This window comes from Arcicella sp. GW822-FHT02H01, assembly GCF_058802005.1.
The window spans coordinates 3,631,527-3,655,603 of record NZ_JBXANT010000001.1; the positions used below are offsets into that span (position 1 = coordinate 3,631,527).

A 24,077-nucleotide genomic window follows, 5' to 3' on the forward strand; every position below is an offset into this window, starting at 1 on the left:
TGCTTACCAAAATTTAAATTATTTATGGAAGAGACAACAAAAGGTAGTAGCATTTGGAAAGCGGTGACGGGTTTTTTAGCTATTATAGTGGGGATTCTTGCCTATTTGTTGTTTGATGCTAACAATTTTAAGAAGAATCAGGACGTAATTATACATCAAAAAGCAAAAGAATTATCTGCAACAAGTATTCGATTAGATTCTATCGGTATTCAGTTAGATGCCAAAATCGCTCAAATAAAATCACTAGGAGGGAAGGTAGAAGATTTGGAGGCTACAAAAAAGCAATTAGAAAATGATAGAATGCTATTACGGAAAGCAAATAATGTATCGGTTGCCCACTTTGAAAGTAAGATTAAGGATTATGTAAGTTTATTAGCCAAGAAGGACACCGAAATAAGTAAATTCAAAAAGGAAAATAGCAAACTAGCAGAAAAGAATAGGAGTCTATCTGGTGAAAATGCCTTGTTGTTTACTGAAAATATCACTTTGAGGATAGAAAAACAAGGACTGAGTGATTCACTAGATGCTTATACCAAAAGAAACCAAGCCCTCACGGCAAAAGTAAGTTTGGCATCAGCCCTACAGGCTCAATCAGTAAAAGTGATTGCTATTTCAAGAAAAAATAAAGAAAGAGATAGCGGTGTTTATAGGGTATCGAAGGTTGATAAAATCAAGATAGTGTTTCAATTACAACCTAATCTGATTGCTAAACAAGATGTAAAATCTATTTATGTAAGAGTGCTAGACCCCGATGGAGCGGTTTTATACGACAGTAATGCAGGTTCTGGAAATTTTGAGTTGGCAGGAAAACAAACCAGTTATACTGTTAAGAAAGATATTTTGTATCAGAATAATGGGCAAGGAGTAGAGCTTGTGTATGCGCGAGGTGGTATGGCTAAATACCGAGTAGGACATTATACAATAGAAGTATATTGTGAAGGATATAAAATAGGAGGAGGAAGTTTTGAAATTAAATAAAGTAGCCAATAAAATATCGTATTAATATGGATAGCCCTTTCATCGCAAAGGGCTTTTTTTATGGAAATATCTTTAAAGACATACCAATTTAAAAGTGGAGAAACCATTGCTTCTATTGGGGCTAGTGGAGGTGTGTGGGAAATATACTTTGCCTCACAAGTAGAAAATCTAACGTTTTATCTTCAAGATATTGATGCAGATTTATGCAATGAGCAGGAAATAAACGAAGGAGTTTTATTCTATGAAAAAATGATGAAAAAGCCAATTAAGGGGAAATTTATCCCTGTCATTGGCACAGAACATTCAAGCTTGCTCCCTAAAAATATCTTCGACAAAGTATTGATTATTAATAGTCTTCACGAATTTTCGTTTCCTAGTGAAATGATTAAAGAGAGCTATGAAGCATTGAAAGCAGACGGATTGCTTTTTATTGAGGAACAATTAGCCACCTATTCAGGCGAAATACATGAAGGCTGTTTAAAACCATTGTTTTTGGAAAGTGCGTTAATTGAATTGGTAGAAAAGCACGATTTTGTAATAAATGAAACTGTTGATAAAGGGAATAATGTGAAGATTTTTTGTTTTAGAAAGGATAAATTTCAATATAAATGTATGCTACTTTAAATAGCTTTCCTTATCTGAGAGAAGAGAAAAGAAATAGATTATTCCAAGAAATTTACCGTTCAATAAGTTTTTTGTTACTAGAGAATGTGATGTTTTTTGTTTCTTTTTGGAATGGGTAAATTTGAGGTTGAAAATCTTGAGGCAATATGAAATTACTTTACAATTTGTGACAACGCAACTCAATAATAATCTATACATATAGCAAAATCAAATAAAATACACTATGAGAGAATATAAAATAGCTAAAGGATGGGTAATTTATATGTATGCTGGTGCTACATTACTAATTGCATTGTTTTCTTGGGTTCTAATGATGCCTTTTATCCCTTCAATGAACGAAGATATGAATTCCACTGCTTATTGGTTTATTATCTCAATTCCATTAATAATGATTGCCTTGAAGGTAGTGGGTATAATAGACACATATAGAAGTAAGTTCGTGATTGATAAGGAAAAAGTTTTTACTGTAAGTACATTTTCAAATAGAGAGTTGATGTTGAATGAAATTATGGGATATAGAATTACCGATAAATACATCATCATAGAATCAAATAATGAGCATAAAAAGCAAATCAAAATCAGTAAATATTTTGAAAATACCAATGAAATTGTAGTATGGTTATCAAAAAACTATTCAGACCTTGATGTTGTTGAATCTGAGCAAAAAAAGGAAGTAATATTGAATAATGAAGAGTTTGGATGGACTACAGAACAGAGAGAAGAGCAATTGATAAAAGCTCAAAAGACCGCAAAATACCTAAATTGGATAGGATTAATAATAGGAGCTTGGACTATTTTTTTAGCCAATCCTTATGAATATGGAATGACTGCTTCAATTATTTTTCCAGTTATTTGTGTATATGTAATAAGGTATTTTAAAGGCTTAATTAGAATTGACGATAGGAAAGATACTGCTTACCCAACAGCTTTTTTGGCAATATTTGCTCCGAGTGTAGGCCTTTGTCTAAGGGTTTTGCTTGATTATAATATTTTTGACTATTCAAATGTCTGGACACCAACTATCATAATAGCTCTAACTTACATCGCAATTATGACAATTGGAAATAAACAATTTAAGTTTAACACAGTAAAAGACTATTTGAGAATTTTTGGGTTTTCGATTTTTCTATTCGGCTATGCATACGGTGCAGTAATTGCTTTAAATTGTATATATGACCAATCGGTACCCGAAAACTTTAATGCAACAGTCTTGAGTAAAAGAATTAATTCAGGGAAAATGAAAACTTATCAATTAGAATTGACCTCTTGGGGATACCAAAAGGGAATCAATGAAGTAACGGTTCCAGAAGAATTATACAATCAACTTGGCAAAGATGACAAAGTAAATATTTATTTTATGAAAGGTCAATTTAATATTCCTTGGTTAGTAGTATCAGAATAAATAAACAGGGATACTTTTTCCTTTACACTTGTCTGTACAAGAAACCTAATCATAAGTAAATACCAAAAAGCTCCAACAGAGTCGAAAAAATCAATTTTCGATTCCGTTGGAGCTTTTTCAATATAAAGAAGCTCTTTACTTTTTACCCATTGCACTAATCCACGCAGCTATTTTCTTAACATCGCCTTTTGGTAAGTGAGCCATCGGTGGCATTGGTGTTGCGAACTCTGGCCAGTTTGAAGGCTTTGGTTCATAAATCAATGCTTCGATTTGAGCAGCCGAATATTTTCTTTTTGAGATTTCTTGATATGAAGGACCAACAGCACGTTCATTCACTTTATGGCAAGCCAAACAAGTACTTTTGCTTAAAAGCTTCATTGCTTCTGCATCTGAAATTACGCTTGATGTCATTTTTGCCTTAGCCTTTTCGCCAGCAGCCGTTGGCATCGCTTCTTTCATTTGGTTGTCTGGCGTATTTACTTTAGCACCAGCATCGATACGCTCGCGTTGTGCACGAGTTTTTGGTGTTACCAACGTAATGTTAGCTTTTGCACCTTGTGGAATACTGTTCAGCGTATAGTATGCCGACCCGTGTAATAAATTCAAATGTGAAGTTGCTGAAAGTACACCTTCTGGCTTAATGTCATGAATATAACCTTCACGTAAATTATCTACTACTATTCTTACTTTCAAACCATCTTCACTTGCTTTTGCACCTCTTACTGCATTATCTTTTCTGTCAACAATTGGGCTACCATACACAGGGTGATACTTATATGTATAGCTAGAAACATCATAATTGTTTACATTCTCAGCTGTTTTCTTATCAACTGGCAAAGTAAATTCAATCTCGAAACCGTCTGGCATCGCTCTCACAGCTTTCATTTCGAAAGGCGTTTTTCCAGAGAATACTAATCTTTCTAAACCGAAAGCTTCTTTTCCTGTTGAACCCCAACCACGGTTCGTTCCACCTACGAACATAGCTTTGTCTGTTCCCCAAGCCATTCTTAAAACACCTGAACGGAAACCACTTCTGAAATCAAATGAAGCACCTTGGAATTTACCATTTACTTTTTCTAAAAATACACGTGCAATTTTAGACATCCCTTCATCACCTACAAAAACCTGACCTGCGAAAGGGCCAAAACCACCCTGTGTGTCATCCTGAATAATTTCTGATGTAGAAACTCCCAATACACCGTGTGGTAACCAAACTGCTGGCGACTTAATGCCCATGTTTGGATATGTAGTTTTGCCCATTTCGTAAATCGTAGTCATAGGCTCATTCTTCACATATTCAGGTTTGATTTTCGGATTATCTCGTGGGTCAACTTTTGAATAAATCATGTCAGCACGCATTTTTACCGATGATTCTGGACGACCAGCCCAAGCCAATGAAGCTGGGTGACCCATAAAGTCTCCTTCTTCAACTTGTGAAATAAAACCAGAACCCATCCAGTCGCCTTGGTTATCTCCGTAGAAGAATTGGCCATCAATCATCCCAATTCCGCATGGAGAACGCATACCAGCAGCATACGGCGTCATTTTGCCATCTTCCGTAATCTTCATTGTCCAGCCTCTCCAAGGCACAAACGATTTTCCTGCCCACCAGTCAGAGTTACCAAAACCTACGTTGCCTGTTACATAAAATGAACCATCTGAACCAATTTTTGGACCAAAAGAGTATTCATGATAATGTCCAGAGATTGGCCAAGAGTAAACAGTTTCATAACGATCTGCTTTACCATCTCCATTTTTATCAACTAGCTTTGTCAATTCACCTCTTTGTGCACAATAAAGATTTCCATTTTTGTAAGCAAGTCCTAGAATCTCGTGCAAACCACTAGCAAACTTGCGAAATACTGGCGAGCTAGAATTTGGGTTTTCGATAATATATACATCTCCACGACGAGTAGAGGCTGCCAAATCACCATTTGGTAAAGTAACCAAACCACCTACTTCTAAAACGATTCCTTCTGGAATGGGAAGTTTGGCAATTTTATAATAATCGTTTTCAGTTGGACCATCCTGTGCGAAAGCTCCAGTAGTCATTGCCAAAGCTAAACCTATTTTGGTAAGTGAATGGCTGAACGACTGTGTTATATTTTTGATATTCATTTGATTTTTCAGATTAAAACCTCATTTGGTTGAGGGATTTTACCACATTACAGAATATTGTACTTTGTCTTTTACTGGTACTAATAATATTGTATCATTACCAGATTTTTCGATAGTAGCATTTGATGCTTTGATGTAATAGCTTTTGCCATTTACCTCATACGTATCATCCGTTAATTTTGTGATACTTTTTCCTACAGCCAAACGACACATTAAAGCATTGTTTGCCTCTGGATTTTTAAGCGTTAGCGAACGCGTAATGTATTTCCCGTCGATTATTCTGATTTGGTCTTCTACTTCTGTACCATAAATTTGATAACGGAAAGTTGGTAGATTGTCAGCATCTAAATCATAACCCAACGTACGGAACCCTGCATTTGTGCCCAACGCATCACTTGCTTTTGACTCTCCCGAAACGATAAGAGGAATATCTCCTAAACTTAAGATTGGTCCTCTCGGACGTGACGAGCCATCACCACGGTCATCCCACATGGGTGAAGTATTCAAGAAATCACCTTTCCAGATTTGTGCGATAGCACCATTATCTAAATCGTACGTATAATGCAATTTGGCAGGGTTACCTACATTGATGGCATGAACGATACGTTTAGCATAAGGAGTATTTCTGTTGATGTCTGAGAAAGAACGCAATAACGTTGGTTCTGTGGCATCTAATAAGATAGGGTCTGATGGAGTACCCGCTAAAACTGACCCTAAAGAATGAAAAGGAACAGCACGGAAGTTTGGTCCTTGTACTTCCATTCCTAGAATCGGAGAAACCCAACCATCAGTTTTATAAACCGTAATCTCAACAGGGATATTACCAGCTGGTAAATCCATTGATGCACTACGTTTATCACGTGAAGTCGTCCATTCGTCTCCAAGTAATTCTTTCCCGTTTACATTCACATAGTATTTACCACCCGCTTGGAAAGTAAATAAGTGTTTTCCAGCTTCAGGAACCTTTAAAGTAGCATTGAAAATCTGAGCAAAATCGTTGGTTTTAGTACCTACTTCCCAAGTAAGCTTGTCTAGTGTACCTGTAGCGTCTGGTTTTTTACTCAAGAAATCTTTAGGCTCTCTGAAATTTCCATAGAATACTTTATAGGAAATATTTGAAAGCTCTGCTGGTTTTCCGCCAAAATTAGAAACCTTTAAATTACGGAAAGCTACTGGGCCGTGGTCTCCTTGAATCATGAATGGACCAGTTGGCGCTTCTGTTTCAGAAATTGGACCGCCAGTTGGACCTGTCAGTTCTACATTTTCTTGGATAGCAATGCCATTAAGTTTGATTGAAATTACTTTAGCATTCGCAATCTTCTTACCAGTAGTATCAAAACGAGGAGCTTGGAATGAAATATCGATATGTTGCCAAAGCCCAGGAGCAAGGCAAGCATTTAAGCGAGGAGCGTGTCCATCATAAAGCACTTCTTTGCCATTTTCATAACGACGACGCTTATAGATACCTCCACAGTCACCAGTTGATGGGTTTTTCACACCCCAACTATCTAATAATTGTACTTCGTATCGTCCCATCAAGTAAAAACCTGAGTTAGAATGTACAGCCATCATAAAATCGAATGATACATCTACATCTGCAAATTCTGCTACTGATTGTAAATTAGAACGATTTTGTGCATTAGGTAAATTAGCGAGTACGCCTTTACCCGCCGTTAAGACCATTGTTTCAGGTTTTAATATGTCTGCTGTGACATCTCCAGCAATTTGCCAGTTCGTTTTGTCAGATGATTTCCAATAAGACATATCGTCTAAGGAAACACTTTGCTGAGCAGTTGCAAGCATCGGAAAACACAATGCTGAAACGAGCCAAGCTTTCTTCATAATTTGTAAATTGGACATTTTTTTAGGATAATGTTTGTAAAAAAGAGGCTAAATATAGCACTCAAAAACTATAGTTTTATCCTTTATTAAATAGATTTTGTTTCTGCTTATACTCATTGCTTACGATTTGCTTAACTTTGTTTTAACGACTTTAATCGATTTTTTATGGAAAATAAACCATTTTTTGCAGCCAATACTTCTGTAATGGGGCAGGTTACGTTTGGCAAAGATGTTTCAGTGTGGTATGGTGCTGTCATTAGGGCAGATGTAGAGGCCATTCATATCGGAGACCGCTCAAATATTCAAGATACTGCGGTGTTGCATGCTGACCTAGGCGACCCAACGATTATTGGAAATGATGTGACAATAGGACACGGAGCCATCGTTCATGGAGCAACAATTGGTGATTTTTCCCTGATAGGGATGCGAGCTACCGTATTAAATAAGGCTAAGATTGGTAAATATTGCATCATTGGAGCGAATGCGTTAGTGCCAGAGGGAATGGAAATACCAGATTATTCTTTGGTAGTGGGTATACCAGCAAAAGTGGTTAAACAAATCTCTCCTGAGCAAGCACAAAAACTACCTTTAAGTGCTTTACATTATGTAGAAATGGCAAAGAGGCATCAGGCTGGAGAGTTTCCTTTGATGGAGTAGTTATTAGCTTTGAGATTTAAGCAGTGAGATTTTTATAACCGACTGGTCTCGACTGGTCGTAAGTTTTCCTACGACCCAAAACGCAGAAGAGCGTCTCGCTCGTTCTAAGATTTGGAAATGATAAAATGTATCACCGAAGACTTAGAAAGGTATAACTAATTTCGAGCGAGACGCTCTTCTGTGTTTTATGTATTCGGACAACCAAGACTAGTAGAGACCTTTTTTTGTCATAAGAAGAACTTGTAGTTTTCAATCCAGTACTTTTTTATAAATCCCCATTTACCATCTTTGAATTTATGAACTACATCAATGGGTAATGTTTTAAATAGAAATTTTTTCCCTCCACTAAGCTTGTTGATAAAAAGACCATCTTTTATTCCGCTGTTCTCACATTCTCTTCCAGCTATATTTGCGATTTTTATTGCCTTAAAGTCTTTTATATAAAATAAGTCGCTGTCCCAATTCATGTCAGCACAACCACTTCTATGATAGGAGTAAAAATACTTTGTCCCGTGTATGTTTTCAGGAGCTGGGAAATATTCAAAATCTTTTACTTGTCTAAATAACTTTGCTGACGGAACATAAAGTAAAAGATCAAATCTTTCTGGAGTATTACCACCTTTGTCTAAATAAATGTCTTTATATCCATCTTTGTTAAAGTCTTTAAATTTCCAAGTAAAATAATCAGCTAAATGTGTCAAATAGATTTCATTTTTTGAGTTTAGTAATTGAAATCCGTTTGATGTCAAGAAACCACTATATATTTTTCCTTGAATTGTCACAACCTGTTGAGAATAGATTGTTGAAGCAATATGAAGCGACCTACTTTTTTGAGCAAATAACTGAAAGGAAGTTATCATTAAATAAATAGTTGATATTACTTGGAATCGTTGTGTCATAAAATTGCCTAAGACTCGCTAATTTGTGAAAATTTTATAGTAATTGTTGTATCGTTCAACTAATCGTAGTATTTCCTAAAATCAGTAGGAGACAAAAACAACAGAAAAACTACCATAGTTTCCACCAAGATTTTTTTAATAATTTGTTTGCTTGTTCGTGTTGTGCTTGAATGGTGGCTTCGATTATAGAGTTATCAAGCCATAACTCATACCAATTCAAAAAAGTAATAGTGTCTTCATTGCCAAGTTCGTAGGAAGGATAAATGCCATTTCCACTACCTCTATCATCTGTCCAAATGTGACCATACTCTTTCCCATTTACGACTAAATTTAAACTAACTGCACATCCATAATTGCAAATTGCAAGTACACCATTCATTTGTTCATTGTCAGAATACTTATCTTCAAATTTATTAAGTTCATGTTGATATTCTTCTTCATTTTCATCCGCGTCAACAGATGGCTGAAATTTTAAATTCCAAGGCTCTGAATGTAAAAAAGGTTTACTTGGATTAAGTAATGAGTCGGGTCTTTTATAGTGAAAATCATCAAACAAAGAGTCCTCTATTGGTTCAAGCCCATAAAATGGCCCTGCACCACCATTCCCAATATTTGTCAAGAACTCAACATAATCAGTTGGTAATTTTACTTTGTGAGCTGATTCAAATTGTCGGATTTTGTCTAATGAAATTGCTGGGTTGAGTTTATATTTATGCTTATTTGCACCAAACAATCTATAATTCTTGTCCAACTGTTTTAGTTGTTCAAGTTTGTTTTTTATGCTATTTATTTGTTCGTTCATGATTGATATACAAGGTTGTGCTTGACTCGTCGTAGTCTCTTCTACGACCCAAAATAGCAAAGAGCGTCACGCTCATATCTTGCAAGAAATTTGAAGTCTCATAAAAAAGTACAATTTTTACAATGATCTTCAAACAGAGTAAAAGGAGTATCCTGAGCGTCACGCAAACACGTTCTTACAAGTAACGATATAGTCATTCGAGCCAAGTCTCCTTTTATTTTCTTTTCAGCGTTAGGACTAAGTACACAAGGAAATAGCGCTGTTTATTATCCTGTATTAATGAGCAAAAACGATAAAAAGTTGTCTGATTTGAAGAGCTGGTTTTCAATCAATTCAAATCCTTATCGTCATGAGTAAATTCTTAAAGTATGCCGTTGGACTAGATGTTTCCAAAGACAGTTTCCATGTTTGTTTATCCGTAATTGACACGTTACAAAAAGTAACAATTAAAGCAAGTCGTAGTTTTGCTAATCAGTCAAAATGTTTTCAAGAGCTTGCACAATGGGTTAAAAATCATCGTAAAGATGAGGATATTCCTATTGTTTACCTGATGGAAGCTACTGGGACGCATAGTCTGGGGTTTACCACGAAAATTTAGCATGGTTTCTCCATCATTTAGGCTGTCATGTAACCATTATTTTACCTAAAAAAGCCAAGCACTACTTTAAGAGTCTTGGTCTAAAAAGTAAAAATGACACCATTGATGCCAAAGGTTTAGCCCAAATGGCTGCCGAACAAAATCTTGATGTTTGGAAACCCATAAGCCCTCAAATAGAGGAGTTAAAGGCATTAACTCGTCATTATTCTAATTTACAAGAACAAAAAACAGTTTATAATAATCAAATTCATGCTATCGAAAGCAGCCACCATCATGACAAATTAGTGTTAAAAGACCTTTATGAATTAGTCGAATTAATGGAAACTAAACTTGTTGCCATTAAAAAACAAATTGATGTCGTTATTGAAAAAGATCCTTTTTTAAAAGAAAAATTTGCCTTAGTTTCACCCATTCAAGGAGTAGGTACTCTTACAATAGCCACCATCGTTGCTGAAACAAATGGATTTGAGTTTTTTGACAACCAAAGACAAGTAACTTCTTATGCGGGTTATGATGTAACGGAACGGCAATCAGGTAAATTTATTGGTAAAAGAGCCATCTCAAAACAAGGGAATTCTCGAATTAGAAAGATTCTACATTTACCAGCTTTTAATGTAGTAAGATTTCAACAACAACCCTTTACAAATCTTTTTGAACGTGTTTATGAACGAACTAATATGAAAATGAAAGGCTATGTTGCGGTTCAAAGAAAAATTTTAGTGCTTATTTTTTCCCTTTGGAAAAAGAATGAAAAGTATAATCCAAATAAAGTAGCCTCGATGAACGAGGCTACACTGGATGAAGTTCAAGAACTTCTCCTTCAAGAGTAGCAAATATAAAAATAATTATATTCAAAAATTAGTTTTTTCAGACAGTACCTCGTTCTAAGATTTTGGAATGATAAAATGTGTCACCGAAGACTTGAAAATTGAAAATGTATAGCTAATTTCGAGCGAGACGCTCTTCTATGTTTTAGGTCTTAGGAGAGCCTAAGACCAGACATTTATAAAAAAATGGCTAATGCTATTTACAACATTAGCCATTTTGCGTCCCTAAAAGCGTCTATATTTTACTTCTTAAATATCCCACCAAAATTTCAAGTCCTTTTTCGAAGTGAGTATTGTTTGGAATAACAATATCAGATGTTTTACGATAAGGCTTTACATATTTTTTGAAAGCTGGCTCAACGTGATTATCCCAACGATACATTACATCTTCTTTTTCACCGTATCCTCTTTCGGCGGCATCACGCCTGATTCTTCTATCCAGTCTGATTTTGCTTTTGGCATCCACAAAGATTTTTAAATCTAATAAATCCGCAATTTCCTTGAAGTAAAAAACGAACAAACCCTCAACCACGATAATTGGCTTTGGTTGAAATGTAATTATTTGTGGAACGATATCTGGATTATTAAAGGTGTATTCTTTCCGTTGGAAAGATTGACCAGAACGAATCGTTTCAACATCAAGTGCATACTGATGTAACTCTAACGATTCGGGTTCATCAAAATTGATGTAGCCATGTTTATCGATAACTTGCTCGTGTCTGTTTTTGTAATAATTATCTTGTGAAATCAAACAAATTTCATCTTTTGAAAAAGAATGAAGTAATTGATTGAGAAATAATGTTTTACCCGAAGCACTGCCTCCGGTGATGCCTACGATAAATGGTCGTTGGTCTGGTCTCATAAAATGATTAAAGTCGTTGAAAAATTTTAGCAAAGGTCGGAAAGATTGTTACAACTTGTATTTTAATTCTGACTCTTTTCTTTTTCAATCTTAAAAAGGAGGTCTTTTTCCTGTAATAATTTTACCATCGAGGATGGCCCATACCTGATTTTTGTAAGTATCGCCCAGCGGAATATTAAGGTCTTTGTCTAAATAAATCTGATTTCCTTCAATAAATTCTATTTTACTCAAGGAAATAATATAAGAACGATGCACACGTGCGAAACTTTCTGAAGGTAAAGATTCTTCAAGGTCTTTAACATTCAAAAGAGTGATAAATTTCCCTTTTTCAGTATGAATCGTCACATAATTTCCCAAGCCTTCAATAAAAAGTATTTCAGAAAGATTTATTCTTTGGATTCTATTGTCAGTTTTTACAAAAATAAAATTGTCTGGATTGAGTGGATTATTGGTGCTTTCCTGAGGCTGACTGACCGATAACTGTGGAATCTGAACTTTTTGTAAAGCCTGTAAAAAACGTTCAAAAGCAATGGGTTTTATCAGATAATCAATAGCATTATTATCAAAACCTTCGATGGCGTATTGTCTGTAAGCAGTAGTAAGAATAAACTTGCATTTGCCTTTTACAAGTTTTATAAAACTAATTCCTGAAAGCTCAGGCATTTGAATATCAATAAAAACTAAATCTATTTTTTGAGTATTGACAATATCTAGTGCTTCTAGTGGATCAATACTAGTTGCTACAAGATTTAAGTAAGGAATGTTTTTGATATAACTTGTTAGAATATCAATTGCAGCTTGCTCATCATCAATTATTAAACAATTTATACTCATAATGGTGCTCATTCAAGGGTGTAAAAATTCATCTGTTAGGTTAGTTAAGATGAATTCCGTTGGATGTTAATTCAATTTTGGATAATTATTTTAAGTTTTTACAACCGTATAAAGCGATGTGAAAGCATGGTAAATAAATTATTTTTACTATCAATTATTGAGTTTTTCTTACAAAGTGTCAGATTAGCTTTTAAAGGCTATTTAAGCCACTTTATGCGTTTTTCAATACAAAATTACAGATTGTAATCTAGATTGTAGTGCTTGATAATGAGGATAAAAAACTGCAAAATACTGATAATTGAGTTTACCCTTGAAAAGAAGTAGTTCGTCATTTTTTAAGAGGAGTTGGTGTAAATAATTTTTGCAATCAATTGATAAGAATAAAATTTGAACTTATAAGTTCTATGCGTAAACGTCATTCTAGTAGATGGTCTGCCTATTATATTCACCTAGTTTTCATCTAATCAATGAAATGAAAGGCTCGTCTTTATGATGTGCCTTTTGTGTTTTATAAGGTGCCGATAGCCTTCGGTTACAGCTTAATAAAAAGATTTACTTGATAAAAATGAGGGTCATCGATGATGTCTAATTGATGGCATCCAGCGTAGCCTAATTGAAGTCTTTTTTTAGTATTTTCAAGTCCTATTTTTCCTGATTGAATTTCTATTGGTCCTTGGCGTTTATAATTATGAGTCATAAACCGCAATTCATCTTTGTCAACGTTTACTGTAATTTTTAGAGGTTTCAGGTTATTATTCAACTCTCCATGCTTGAAAGCATTTTCAACGAAAGTAATTAAAATCAAAGGCATGATTTGTTTATCCGAGAGGTCACCAAGAACGGTCAAAATTATTTGTAAACGATTATCATAACGTAGCTGCTGAATCTCGATATAATTTTGAATATGCTTTAGTTCAGATGCCAAAGGCACTTTTTCTACTTGATAATTATCATGAAGGGTATAGCTCATCATCTCAGAAAGCAAGGTTATTGCCCTCGAAAGATTACTGGAATGGGTCTTGGCTTGGAAATAGAAAAAGTTTAGGGTATTGAATAGAAATTCTGGATTTATTTGATTCTTGATGCTCGAAAGTTCTGACCTCACGATAATTTTCTCTAGCTCACTTGTTTGTTTGGCTATTTCTTGCTGTTTTTTTTCTTGAATGATTGTTTTTTCAGCATACCAATATACAAATGCTGTAGGAATCATAATCATTAAATACCATGACCTCACCATCACATTGATACTCCAAAAAGGAGTTACATGAATGTTGGCTTCAGTGATAGGCATTAATGTTTTATCAATCCATACACCTAGGTTCGCAATTAAAAAAATGGATAAAAAAATGATGATACTTAGCAGTATAGGCTTTTTCTTGTCTAGTAAAAAAGGAAAAATTACTTTTAATGACAGGTAAAAAGTTGCCATTTTAAGTAGAATATTATAAAGGATAATTCCGAAACTAACAAGGTTGATTTGTGTGTCGAAATTTGAATAATGTATAATGCTATGAAACAAAAAATCTAATATCCAATAGTAGTAGTGGTACTTTATTTTAATAGAATTCATAAACTTAATTTCAGGAAGATTTTATGAATATGTTCTGAATGTTCAAATTTGACGACGTGATTATTAAAATATATAATGTAAAGCCTCCTTCGTATTTCTATCAAATCATCATATACTTCACTTTCATTTACTTCTTTTCTTCTTAAATAGATAATGGTTAAAAATAAATCATTTTCCTGTGTCTCAATTAATACTTTTATCGGACGTTCAGTACTATTTAACTCTCCATTTTTTAGGGCATTTTCTATGAATGGACTTAGCGTTAAAGGATGAATACGCCTGTAATTGATATTTCCAATGATGTCTACCTGAATCTGAAGTTTTTCACCAAACTGCATTTGCTGAATGGCAAAATAGTTTTGTATATATTTTATTTCTTGTTCTAGCGGCACTTTGCCTTCATCGTCGTTTTCTTTGATGGTATATCGCATCATTTCAGATAACAACATGACCGAATCCGAGAGCCTTCTTGATACTGGTAGCGCCTGAGCGTACAGAAAATTCAAAGAATTATAAAAAAAATGAGGATTGATTTGGTTCTTGAGTGATGAAAGCTCGGCTTCTAAAATTGATTTTTCAAGGATACTTTTTTGTAATTCAGCTTTGCTTTGTTCTCTTACATTCTGAACGAAATTAGTAGCAAACCAATAAGCTAAGGCAAAATGTATTGATAAGTAAAAGTTATTTAACCCAACCGTACAGGATTTATAAAAACTAAATGTGTTATTAGTGATGAAGGGATTATAAAGATAAACAAAAAAAGCATTCCCCAATGAAGATAATGTGGCTAACGTAATTAATAAAAAAAACAGTGTTCTATATTTTTTGGTTGGTAATGTATGGGGAAGAATGCGGTGAATCAGTAAGTAAAAGCAAATAATTATTTCCGAGACTGAGATAACAACATTTTGCATCATGTCGTGTGACTGAGCAAATTTTTGAGGTATGGTAATGAATCCAGATAAAAAAAAGTAGAAAGCATAAGCTATCCAAAAAATAATATGGCTACTTGTTTTTCTCATTCAATTACGCTCCTTTTCATTTCAAATTTACCTAGGAATAGGCTTTGATTGGGTTGTTTTTGCATGAAATGGTATATTATAATGCTGAATCAGCTTTATGTCAGTTTGAAAATGTTATTTCAAAAAATCTTTTTAAGATAGAACATTCATTAAGGGGATATTTTTGATGAAAGAATAATCTGTCAGAGAAAGTAGCTTAATTACAGAATGTGGAGGGATTTACAGGCAACTATTTTATAATGAATTCACCTTTTTTAATTTCACATCTCTCAATTCCGAACTTCTGAGTTATCTTTGTCGTTCAGTTTTATTAGAAGTGTTTATATGATTTAATAAAGGATTTTCAAAAGTTAAATGGACTGATTTTTTGAAAAAGCGTAACCTTTAACACATAAGAATGGGCGATTTAAAAATAAAAAAAGAGGACATCATTAGGGCGTTATCAACGGTACAAGAACCAGATTTAAAGAAAGATTTGGTTACGCTCAATATGATTAAAGACATTGAATTAGGTATTGGTGAGGTTCGTTTTACAGTAGTATTAACAACTCCTGCTTGCCCATTAAAGGAAAGAATTCGTAGAGAATGCGTTGAAGCTATCCATGAGCATGTGGATGAAAACCTAAGTGTAGTAATTGACATGACGGCCGATGTTACCTCTTCAAGAATGGGAACAGCATTGTTACCTAATGTCAAAAATATCATTGCAATTGCTTCTGGAAAAGGAGGAGTAGGAAAATCTACAGTAACAGCCAACTTGGCGATGGCGCTTAAACTTTCAGGAGCTAAAGTTGGAATTATTGATGCTGATATTTCGGGACCTTCTATTCCTGTTATGTTTGGTGCAGAGGACATGCAACCTTTGGTGAGTCAGATTAATGGTAAAAACATGATTCAGCCAATTATGCAATATGGCATCAAAATGATTTCGATGGGCTTTCTGGCTCCACAAGATAATCCAGTGCCTTGGCGTGGACCAATGGCTACGCAAGCGTTGCGTCAGTTTTTTAGTGATACCCATTGGGGCGAGTTAGATTATTTATTGATTGACCTCCCTCCGGGAACTTCTGATATTCACCTTTCATTGGTGCAACTTGTACCAGTAACTGGTGCGGTAATTGTAACAACACCACAGAAGGTAGCATTGGCTGATGCTACGAAAGGATTGATGTTTTTCCGCCAGCCACAAATTAATGTACCCGTGTTGGGCGTTATAGAAAATATGGCCTACTTTACGCCTGAAGAATTGCCAGATAATAAATATTATATTTTCGGAAAAGATGGCGGCAAGAACCTAGCGATTAAATACGAAACAGCATTATTAGGCGAAATTCCTTTGGTACAAAGTATCAGAGAAGCAGGTGATGAAGGTAGACCAGCAGTCATGAGTGACAGCATTATTGCCACTGCTTTTAAGCAATCGGCAGAATTGTTGGCTCAGCAAGTGGCTATCAGAAATGCAACAAAAGAAAAGACTACTCCAGTACAAGTAAAAGTGTAGTTTTTCTTGTATATTTGAGATAATTATTACCATTAAAACGCAAATGAAGTATTCTTAATTTGTGTGATATATTTTATGGAAACAACATTCGAACATCCTTTACAGGAAAAAATAGAAAAAGCCTTAGATAAAATCCGTCCGTATCTCGAAGCAGATGGAGGAAATGTACGTGTCCTTGAAATAGTTAATGGCAATACGCTTCGTCTTGAATTAATAGGTGCATGTAGTTCATGTTCGATGTCTGCCATGACATTTCGCGGAGGTATTGAAGAAACAATTTTGCGTGAAATACCCGAAATTATCAAGGTAGAAGCCGTAAATATGTAATTCAATATGAATTCTCAATAAATCAAAAACCCTTGTAGCATGTAATGCTACAAGGGTTTTTTCTTACCTTTGCTTATGGTGTAGACTATTGGGATACAGTCATCAGCTTTCGGTTTTAGGTGATATCTCTTGATTTACTACTATACCATTTCCCATTTTTTATTTCATCCATATCAACATCAAAAATTAATTCCCTTTTATGAAAATAGGCATCTTCTTTGGCGGTCCTGCCCGTGAGCGTGAAATCAGTTTTGCTGGAGGTAAAACCGCAATGGAAAATATTGATAAAACGTTGTTTGAACCAATTCCTGTATTTGTGGATGGGTTAGGAAATTTTATTTTACTAAATCCTGATTTAGTCTATTCTGCTTCGATTCGGGATTTCTATCCACCAAAGTCATATCAAGGAGATTACAGTATTTATGTTGAATCTTTAGGGCAATTATCTGATGAAGCATTGAATGAAATAATTTCGAAAGTTGGTGAGCGAATTAGCCCAGAGCAGTTTTCAAAGAAATTTGATTTTGTTTTTATCGCGATGCACGGTCCAGCTTGCGAAGACGGAAGTATCCAAGGATTATTAGAATGGTATGGTGTTCCTTATTCAGGGCCAAGTTTGATGGGCTCGTCGATAGGAATTGATAAAATTGCACAGAACGATTTAATTCGTTTGTCTGTCGGATTAGATAAAAAAACGACAAGCATCAGCCGTGAATATTTTGAAAGCAAAGATGCTACAGTACTGTTTGAAGAAGTAAAGGCATCAGTAGGTTTACCGTTTGTAGTTAAAGCCCCACATCAGGGTTCATCCATCGGAGTAGCTTTTGTGAAAAAAGATTCTGTTGAGGATTTTGTGAAAGCCGTTAAACAATGCTTGTTTATCAGAGAGGTTTCTTTAGATGAATGGAATTGTACTGAGCATACAGCCTTCGTACAGACGATGGCGAATTTAGATGAAGGTATCGGTTTGCCCGTTTCGATGAATGGAGAAGTGGTGTATCATCCAGTTGAACTATTAGCAAAAATTACTGCACATTTTGAAAACTCACAGGAAAATGTAGCCTTGATTTCGATGAATTCAGAAGATGCCGTTTTGATTGAAGGTTTTGTAAAAGGGCAAGAGTTTAGTTGTGGCGTTATTCAAAATCCAGACTGTGAGTCTGTGGCTTTACCACCGACTGAAATTGTAGCCAATGTGGAGGTATTTGACTTTAAAGCCAAATATCAATCGTCGGCTACTCGCAAGAAAATCCCGATTAGAACATCTTTAGAAAATAATCAACAAGTACAAGCGGATGTAAAAAAAGCATTTGATTCACTAAAGTTTGGTGTGTGTACGCGTATAGATGGTTTTGTTACGCCAGAAGGTAAAGTGCTTTTGCACGACCCAAACACCATTCCGGGGATGTCGCCAACGTCTATTATCTTTAAGCAAATGGCCGAAATTGGTTTGAACGTAACCGATTCTATTACATATTTCATTCGCCAGTCAATTCGCGAAAGAATGCGTACAGGGAAAAATACGTTTAAGTTTCAGCAGTTATTAACTAAACTCGATACTGCAATTGCTAAGCGTCTTGAAGAGATGGAAGATAGACAGAAAGTAGCGATTATTTTCGGAGGGTTCTCGGCAGAAGAGCAAGAAGAAAGTTTTGTAAAAGCCAGAAAAGTGTATGCTACCTTGTCGGCTTCAACGGAATATTATCCAGTACCAGTTTTTGTAACAGGTGAAAACCACCTTAGCGAAGAACTATACTTGTTACCAACCAATTTGATGTTTAAAGAATTTGCTGAAGATATAAATAAAGCACTAGATGGCTCAATTCACCCATTGATTGTTGACACCAGAAAAAGTGCGGAAAAAATCACATTGCATTATACTGGAAAACTAGTAGGAACAGTAGAAGCAATTAGTAGAGAGAAATTGCATGAAATAGTAGATTTAACATCTATTTGTACAACTGATATTGCAATTGATTTACCTGTTTATTTGTAAAAGTCAATTTATAAAGATGTACCAAAAGCCAGAGAATGAAATTTTCACTGGCTTTTATGCTATTAGCAAGAAAATAATCTAAAAATAATCATTGTATTCTGATAAAATTGAAGGAAAATACTATGAAAAATACAAAATCTATTAATTTTGTACCTTCGTTTGAACAATCTTTGAGTTAATGGGTAAGTTCCTGTTGCTCAGAATCCCAAAATCATGTCTTCCAAAAAAATACAATCAGCTCTTATTTCGGTTTATTACAAAGACGGACTCGCTCCGATTGTCGAATTACTTCATCAAAATGGAGTAAAATTATACTCGACAGGTGGTACGCAAACTTTTATTGAAGAATTAGGTATTCCTGTGACAGCAGTAGAAGACCTGACAAGTTATCCTTCTATTTTTGGAGGAAGAGTAAAAACCCTTCACCCAAAAGTTTTCGGTGGTATTCTTTATCGTCGTGACCATGAAGGTGACGTAGCTACAGCGGCACAATACGAAATTCCTTCAATCGATTTAGTGATTGTTGATTTATATCCTTTTGAAGAAACAGTTGCAAGTGGCGCATCTGAAGATGATATCATCGAAAAGATTGATATCGGTGGTATTTCACTAATCCGTGGTGCTGCTAAAAACTTCAATGATGTGTTGATTGTTTCGTCTCGTACTCAATACGCAGAAGTACTTTCTATTTTAGAAGCTAAAAACTGTAGTACAGATTTATTAGATCGTAAACGTTTTGCGATGTTGGCTTTTGGTACATCTTCTCATTACGATACTGCCATTCATACTTATTTTAATGGTAATACTAATGATATTTACGATTTCAAATCTTTACCACAAAGTACGCTTCGTTATGGTGAAAACCCACATCAATCGGCTACTTTCTATGGTGACTTAGAAGCATTGTTTGATAAATTGCACGGTAAAGAATTATCGTATAATAACCTTGTCGACGTAGATGCTTGCATTACTTTGTTAGATGAATTCAAAGAAACATCTTTCGTTATCATCAAACATACCAATGCTTGTGGCGTAGCGTCTGCTGAAACGGTTCATCAAGCATATTTGAATGCTTTTTCTTGTGATACTATTTCTGCATTTGGTGGAGTATTGGCTACTAATGGAACAGTAGATAAAGCATCAGCTGAAGAAATGAATTCATTATTTTTCGAGATTTTGATTGCTCCGGATTTTACTGAAGAAGCTTTGGTAATATTGAAGTCTAAGAAAAATCGTATTTTATTAAAACGCAAACCTGTACAAAATTCAACAATGATGTTCAAAACATTATTGAATGGTGTATTGGAACAAGATAAAGATTTAGCTACCGAAACCGTTGCTGATTTTAAAACCGTAACGACCAAAGCACCGACTGATTCAGAATTACGTGCGTTGGAATTTGCTTTGAAAATCTGTAAGCATACTAAATCTAACACTATTATTTTAGCAAGAGAAGGACAGTTATTGGCTTCTGGAGTTGGACAAACTTCAAGAGTAGATGCTTTAAAACAAGCCATTGATAAAGCTGCTGAGTTTGGTTTTGATTTGCAAGGTTCTGTAATGGCTTCTGATGCTTTCTTCCCATTCCCAGACTGTGTGGAGATTGCTCATAAAGCTGGTATTACTGCGGTTGTTCAGCCAGGAGGGTCGATTAAAGACAAAGATTCAGTAGCTTATTGCGACGCTAATGACTTGGCTATGGTAATGACAGGTGTTAGGCACTTCAAGCACTAAGAATCAGCCTTTTAATATAATTTTTATAAGACCTCGTTCATGTTTTGAGCGAGGTTTTTTACATTATTTTAGTTTATAAAATCTATACTAAAATTTCATTTCATCAATTCTGTAAAAAAGCCTGTTTTTTAGCCCAAATTCTACGCAAAAATCAACAAACGTTAGATGATTTGATAGGTTTTTTGTATTTTTACTTTTTAATTGGAAATAAAGCAAATTGGGCGGATTAAACAACACGTTACAAAAATCTTCAAAAAATATAAATGAAAATGGAAGTGAGGGTTTTGTCGTTTAGTATATAAAATATTGATGACATCCAAAATCAACCTTCCAAAATCAAATAAAATATGTCAGAATATCAGGAACTAGAAGAAAATAGTAGAGCTAATTATGATGCCGATAACATTCAGGTACTTGAAGGCCTTGAGGCAGTAAGAAAACGTCCATCCATGTACATTGGGGACACTGGATTTAAAGGTCTCCACCACTTAATTTGGGAAGTTGTTGATAACTCAATAGATGAAGCCTTAGCAGGTCATTGCGATTCGATTAAAGTAACTATCAATACTGATAATTCAATTACCGTTGAAGATAATGGCCGTGGTATTCCTACAGGAATGCACACTAAAGAGAAAAAGTCAGCTTTAGAGGTTGTAATGACGGTTCTTCACGCAGGAGGTAAATTTGATAAAGATACTTATAAAGTATCAGGTGGCTTACACGGTGTAGGGGTTTCTTGTGTGAATGCTCTTTCAACTGACTTAAAAGTAACCGTAAATCGCGATGGAAAAATCTTCCAACAAGAATATAAAATTGGTGTTCCACAATACCCTGTAAAAGAAGTAGGTGAAACAGACCGTACAGGTACAACCGTTACATTCAAGCCTGATGCTACTATATTCACGGTAACTGAATATAAATATGAAACAGTAGCTGGTCGTTTGCGTGAATTGTCGTTCTTGAACGCTGGTATTCAAATTAGTTTGACCGACCTTCGTGATTTAGATGAAAATGGTACTCCTAAAGGCGATTTATTCTTCTCAGAAGGAGGTTTAAGTGAATTTGTATTGTATTTGGATGCAAGCCGAGATAAAATCATTGAAGCGCCTATCTATATGGAGGGTGACAAAAATGGCGTTCCTGTGCAAGTAGCGATGATGTACAATACTTCATATACTGAAAACGTAGTGTCGTATGTAAACAACATCAATACGATTGAAGGTGGTACACACGTGGCTGGTTTCCGTGGTGCTTTAACACGTACTTTGAAAAATTATGCTGACAAATCGGGTGCTTTAGATAAACTAAAAATTGATATTGTTGGTGATGACTTCCGTGAGGGGTTAACTGCTGTTATCTCTGTAAAAGTAGCCGAACCTCAATTTGAAGGACAAACCAAAACCAAATTAGGGAATGGTGAAGTATCAGGAGCGGTTTCGGCGGCGATGTCTGATATGTTAGAGTCGTGGTTAGAAGAACACCCGAAAGAAGCTCGTCAGATTGTGGCTAAAGTAGTATTGGCGGCTCAGGCTCGTCATGCAGCTCGTAAAGCTCGTGAGATGGTTCAGCGTAAAACAGTATTAGGTGGAAACTCTTTGCCAGGTAAACTAGCTGACTGTTCTGACAATGACCCACATATCTGTGAATTATATTTAGTAGAAGGGGACTCAGCAGGGGGTACAGCCAAACAAGGTCGTAACCGTGCATTTCAAGCAATTTTACCACTAAGAGGTAAAATCTTGAACGTAGAAAAAGCCCAAGAATATAAGATTTACGAAAGTGAAGAAATCAAGAATATGATTACGGCTTTGGGTGTAAGTTTTGGTAGAGATGGAGACGAAAGAGCCTTGAATACTGAAAAATTACGTTACCATAAAGTAATCATCATGACGGATGCCGATGTTGATGGTTCTCACATCAGAACCTTGATTTTAACTTTCTTCTTCCGTTACATGAAAGATTTACTTGATAAAGGCTATATCTATATCGCACAACCACCATTATACCAAGTGAAGAAAGGACAGCAAATGGAATATTGCTGGACAGAAACACAACGTGAGCAAGCTATCAAACGCATTGCAGGTAATGGGAAAGAAGATTCAGTAGGAGTACAACGTTACAAAGGTCTTGGAGAGATGAATGCTGAACAATTGTGGGAAACTACGATGAATCCAGATACACGTACTTTGAAACAAGTAACGATTGAGTCTGCTGTTGAAGCTGATCATTTATTCTCAATGTTGATGGGTGATGAAGTTCCACCACGTCGTGAGTTTATTGAGAAAAATGCAAAATATGCTAAGATTGACGTATAGTTATTCTTTGTTAGAAAATATAAAACCGAGATTCCTTTTGAAGAGAATCTCGGTTTTTGTTTTATAATAGAAAATTCGATTTAAAACATTCCCAACTGCTCATTACTCCCCAATTTTCCAGTATAATAATCATTTACATCTTTATATTCATCTGGAAGATTTTTTCTAGTACAAGAGATATTAAAATGTGTAAAAATCTTCTCTAATTCCTCTGCTGCCTTATGACCTGCTTTGTCGTTATCTAAATAAAAAACTACGTTCACTCTTTTAAATAATTTTGCCCATTCTTTTTTGAAGATATTAGCTGTTCCTAAACTAACTGCTGTTTTGCCTTCCTGCACCAATCGCATACAGTCGAAAGCTCCTTCTGTAATATATACCGTTTCGCCTGTTCTAGTTTTCTTTAATGTATCGGCATTAAAGAGCGTTAAAGGCTTATTATTCAAAAAACAATATCGATTCGTACCTTCAATAGGTTTATCAACCACACGGCCTTGTAAATAAACAATTCGACCTTCGCGATAATAAGGAATGATTAATGAATGGGCGTAAAAAATAAGGTTGTTTTTTGTATTATATAGCCCTGATTCTTGTAGGTCGAGGGTTGCGAAATGTTGTTTTAAATACCAAGTTACTTCGGTATAATCTTTAATGACAAACAGATTAAAATCTTTAATGGTTTTATCAGTAAACCCACGATGTTTTAAATATGCAAGAGCTGATTGAGACAATTCATTTGATTTTTGTTGCAAACAAAAATTACGAAAAGCTTCATAAATCTGAGAATGTATTTCTTCGGTTGGCTTTTCTTTTTCTTGTACTCGTCTGATGGCGGCAACATCAAACAAATTGCTAGTAGGTAGTTTTTTCTTGGTGTATGTTGAATGCTTTTCAAAACCTGGAATATATTCTACTGCCATTTCTTGAATGGTAGATTTTATATCCATTTTCTTGATTTCTGAATACAAACTAATGCTATTGCCAGTTTTGGCACAACCAAAACAATAAAAACTATTGGTATGTGGATATAGCACCAACGATGGCGTATCGTCATCATGAAATGGACAAATCATCCGCTGTCGCTTAACGTCAAGTCCTAAATCTTCTGCTATTTGCAAAATAGATATTTGGTTAAGCTCGTCTAAAATGTTCATGAGAAATATGATTCT

The 24,077-nt window shown here is 35.1% G+C and carries 20 protein-coding genes; 11 read left to right on the plus strand and 9 right to left on the minus strand.

What is annotated here, in order from left to right:
• Window positions 1-24: 24 nt before the first annotated feature.
• From AC1RNE_RS15150 to AC1RNE_RS15160, 3 genes are all read left to right on the plus strand, one after another.
• The gene (locus AC1RNE_RS15150) at window positions 25-978 is read left to right on the plus strand and encodes a DUF8428 domain-containing protein (RefSeq protein WP_492801921.1); all 954 of its coding nucleotides are present in this window, start codon (window positions 25-27) and stop codon (window positions 976-978) included.
• Window positions 979-1,038: 60 nt separating this feature from the next.
• Window positions 1,039-1,602 carry a class I SAM-dependent methyltransferase gene (locus tag AC1RNE_RS15155; protein WP_492801923.1) on the plus strand — a complete coding sequence of 188 codons (564 nt, stop codon included), beginning with the start codon at window positions 1,039-1,041 and terminating at the stop codon, window positions 1,600-1,602.
• Window positions 1,603-1,825: 223 nt separating this feature from the next.
• Window positions 1,826-3,004 carry a hypothetical protein gene (locus tag AC1RNE_RS15160; protein WP_492801924.1) on the plus strand — a complete coding sequence of 393 codons (1,179 nt, stop codon included), beginning with the start codon at window positions 1,826-1,828 and terminating at the stop codon, window positions 3,002-3,004.
• A 135-nt stretch (window positions 3,005-3,139) separates the two neighbouring features.
• Here AC1RNE_RS15160 and AC1RNE_RS15165 read toward each other — a convergent pair whose 3' ends face one another.
• Both AC1RNE_RS15165 and AC1RNE_RS15170 read right to left on the minus strand, forming a co-directional pair.
• Window positions 3,140-5,122: a c-type cytochrome gene (locus AC1RNE_RS15165; protein ID WP_492801926.1), complete on the minus strand. Its 1,983-nt coding sequence runs from the start codon at window positions 5,120-5,122 to the stop codon at window positions 3,140-3,142.
• 39 nt (window positions 5,123-5,161) lie between these two features.
• Window positions 5,162-6,982, minus strand: coding sequence for a 3-keto-disaccharide hydrolase (locus AC1RNE_RS15170; protein WP_492801927.1), 1,821 nt, complete (start codon window positions 6,980-6,982; stop codon window positions 5,162-5,164).
• Between the two features lie 147 nt (window positions 6,983-7,129).
• On the opposite strand from AC1RNE_RS15170, the gene AC1RNE_RS15175 reads away from it, so the two are divergent.
• Entirely contained in the window at window positions 7,130-7,621 is a 492-nt protein-coding gene (locus AC1RNE_RS15175; RefSeq protein ID WP_492801928.1) for a gamma carbonic anhydrase family protein, read from the plus strand.
• 227 nt (window positions 7,622-7,848) lie between these two features.
• On the opposite strand, the gene AC1RNE_RS15180 is transcribed toward AC1RNE_RS15175, so the two are convergent.
• Together AC1RNE_RS15180 and AC1RNE_RS15185 are read right to left on the minus strand one after the other, a co-directional pair.
• Window positions 7,849-8,520, minus strand: coding sequence for an XAC2610-related protein (locus AC1RNE_RS15180; RefSeq protein WP_492801929.1), 672 nt, complete (start codon window positions 8,518-8,520; stop codon window positions 7,849-7,851).
• Between the two features lie 109 nt (window positions 8,521-8,629).
• Window positions 8,630-9,322, minus strand: coding sequence for an SMI1/KNR4 family protein (locus AC1RNE_RS15185; protein ID WP_492801930.1), 693 nt, complete (start codon window positions 9,320-9,322; stop codon window positions 8,630-8,632).
• Between the two features lie 349 nt (window positions 9,323-9,671).
• Between AC1RNE_RS15185 and AC1RNE_RS15190 the strand changes: the two genes are divergently transcribed.
• Both AC1RNE_RS15190 and AC1RNE_RS15195 read left to right on the plus strand, forming a co-directional pair.
• Window positions 9,672-9,920 (plus strand): hypothetical protein, encoded by a 249-nt coding sequence (locus AC1RNE_RS15190; protein ID WP_492801931.1) that lies wholly within the window; start codon window positions 9,672-9,674, stop codon window positions 9,918-9,920.
• A 38-nt stretch (window positions 9,921-9,958) separates the two neighbouring features.
• The gene (locus tag AC1RNE_RS15195) at window positions 9,959-10,750 is read left to right on the plus strand and encodes an IS110 family transposase (RefSeq protein WP_492803654.1); all 792 of its coding nucleotides are present in this window, start codon (window positions 9,959-9,961) and stop codon (window positions 10,748-10,750) included.
• Between the two features lie 232 nt (window positions 10,751-10,982).
• Here AC1RNE_RS15195 and AC1RNE_RS15200 read toward each other — a convergent pair whose 3' ends face one another.
• The 4 genes from AC1RNE_RS15200 to AC1RNE_RS15215 form a co-directional block, all read right to left on the minus strand.
• Window positions 10,983-11,609: a uridine kinase family protein gene (locus tag AC1RNE_RS15200; RefSeq protein ID WP_492801932.1), complete on the minus strand. Its 627-nt coding sequence runs from the start codon at window positions 11,607-11,609 to the stop codon at window positions 10,983-10,985.
• 90 nt (window positions 11,610-11,699) lie between these two features.
• The gene (locus AC1RNE_RS15205) at window positions 11,700-12,443 is read right to left on the minus strand and encodes a LytR/AlgR family response regulator transcription factor (RefSeq protein WP_492801933.1); all 744 of its coding nucleotides are present in this window, start codon (window positions 12,441-12,443) and stop codon (window positions 11,700-11,702) included.
• A gap of 532 nt (window positions 12,444-12,975) precedes the next feature.
• On the minus strand, window positions 12,976-13,872 hold the full coding sequence (locus AC1RNE_RS15210; RefSeq protein ID WP_492801934.1) for a sensor histidine kinase: 897 nt from the start codon (window positions 13,870-13,872) through the stop codon (window positions 12,976-12,978).
• A 137-nt stretch (window positions 13,873-14,009) separates the two neighbouring features.
• Window positions 14,010-15,035, minus strand: coding sequence for a sensor histidine kinase (locus AC1RNE_RS15215; protein WP_492801936.1), 1,026 nt, complete (start codon window positions 15,033-15,035; stop codon window positions 14,010-14,012).
• 397 nt (window positions 15,036-15,432) lie between these two features.
• Here AC1RNE_RS15215 and AC1RNE_RS15220 point away from each other — a divergent pair, with 397 nt between their 5' ends.
• The 5 genes from AC1RNE_RS15220 (at window position 15,433) to gyrB (ending at window position 22,908) form a co-directional block, all read left to right on the plus strand.
• A complete protein-coding gene (locus AC1RNE_RS15220) occupies window positions 15,433-16,536 on the plus strand; it encodes an Mrp/NBP35 family ATP-binding protein (RefSeq protein ID WP_492801938.1) in 1,104 nt (367 codons plus the stop codon).
• 75 nt (window positions 16,537-16,611) lie between these two features.
• Window positions 16,612-16,863, plus strand: coding sequence for a NifU family protein (locus tag AC1RNE_RS15225; RefSeq protein WP_492801939.1), 252 nt, complete (start codon window positions 16,612-16,614; stop codon window positions 16,861-16,863).
• Window positions 16,864-17,062: 199 nt separating this feature from the next.
• Entirely contained in the window at window positions 17,063-18,859 is a 1,797-nt protein-coding gene (locus AC1RNE_RS15230) for a D-alanine--D-alanine ligase (RefSeq protein WP_492801941.1), read from the plus strand.
• 213 nt (window positions 18,860-19,072) lie between these two features.
• Window positions 19,073-20,593 (plus strand): bifunctional phosphoribosylaminoimidazolecarboxamide formyltransferase/IMP cyclohydrolase, encoded by a 1,521-nt coding sequence (gene purH, locus AC1RNE_RS15235; protein WP_492801943.1) that lies wholly within the window; start codon window positions 19,073-19,075, stop codon window positions 20,591-20,593.
• A gap of 347 nt (window positions 20,594-20,940) precedes the next feature.
• A complete protein-coding gene (gene gyrB, locus AC1RNE_RS15240) occupies window positions 20,941-22,908 on the plus strand; it encodes a DNA topoisomerase (ATP-hydrolyzing) subunit B (RefSeq protein WP_492801945.1) in 1,968 nt (655 codons plus the stop codon).
• An 80-nt stretch (window positions 22,909-22,988) separates the two neighbouring features.
• On the opposite strand, the gene AC1RNE_RS15245 is transcribed toward gyrB, so the two are convergent.
• Complete coding sequence (locus AC1RNE_RS15245) at window positions 22,989-24,062, minus strand: CHC2 zinc finger domain-containing protein (protein ID WP_492801946.1); 1,074 nt, start codon at window positions 24,060-24,062, stop codon at window positions 22,989-22,991.
• Between the last annotated feature and the right edge of the window lie 15 nt (window positions 24,063-24,077).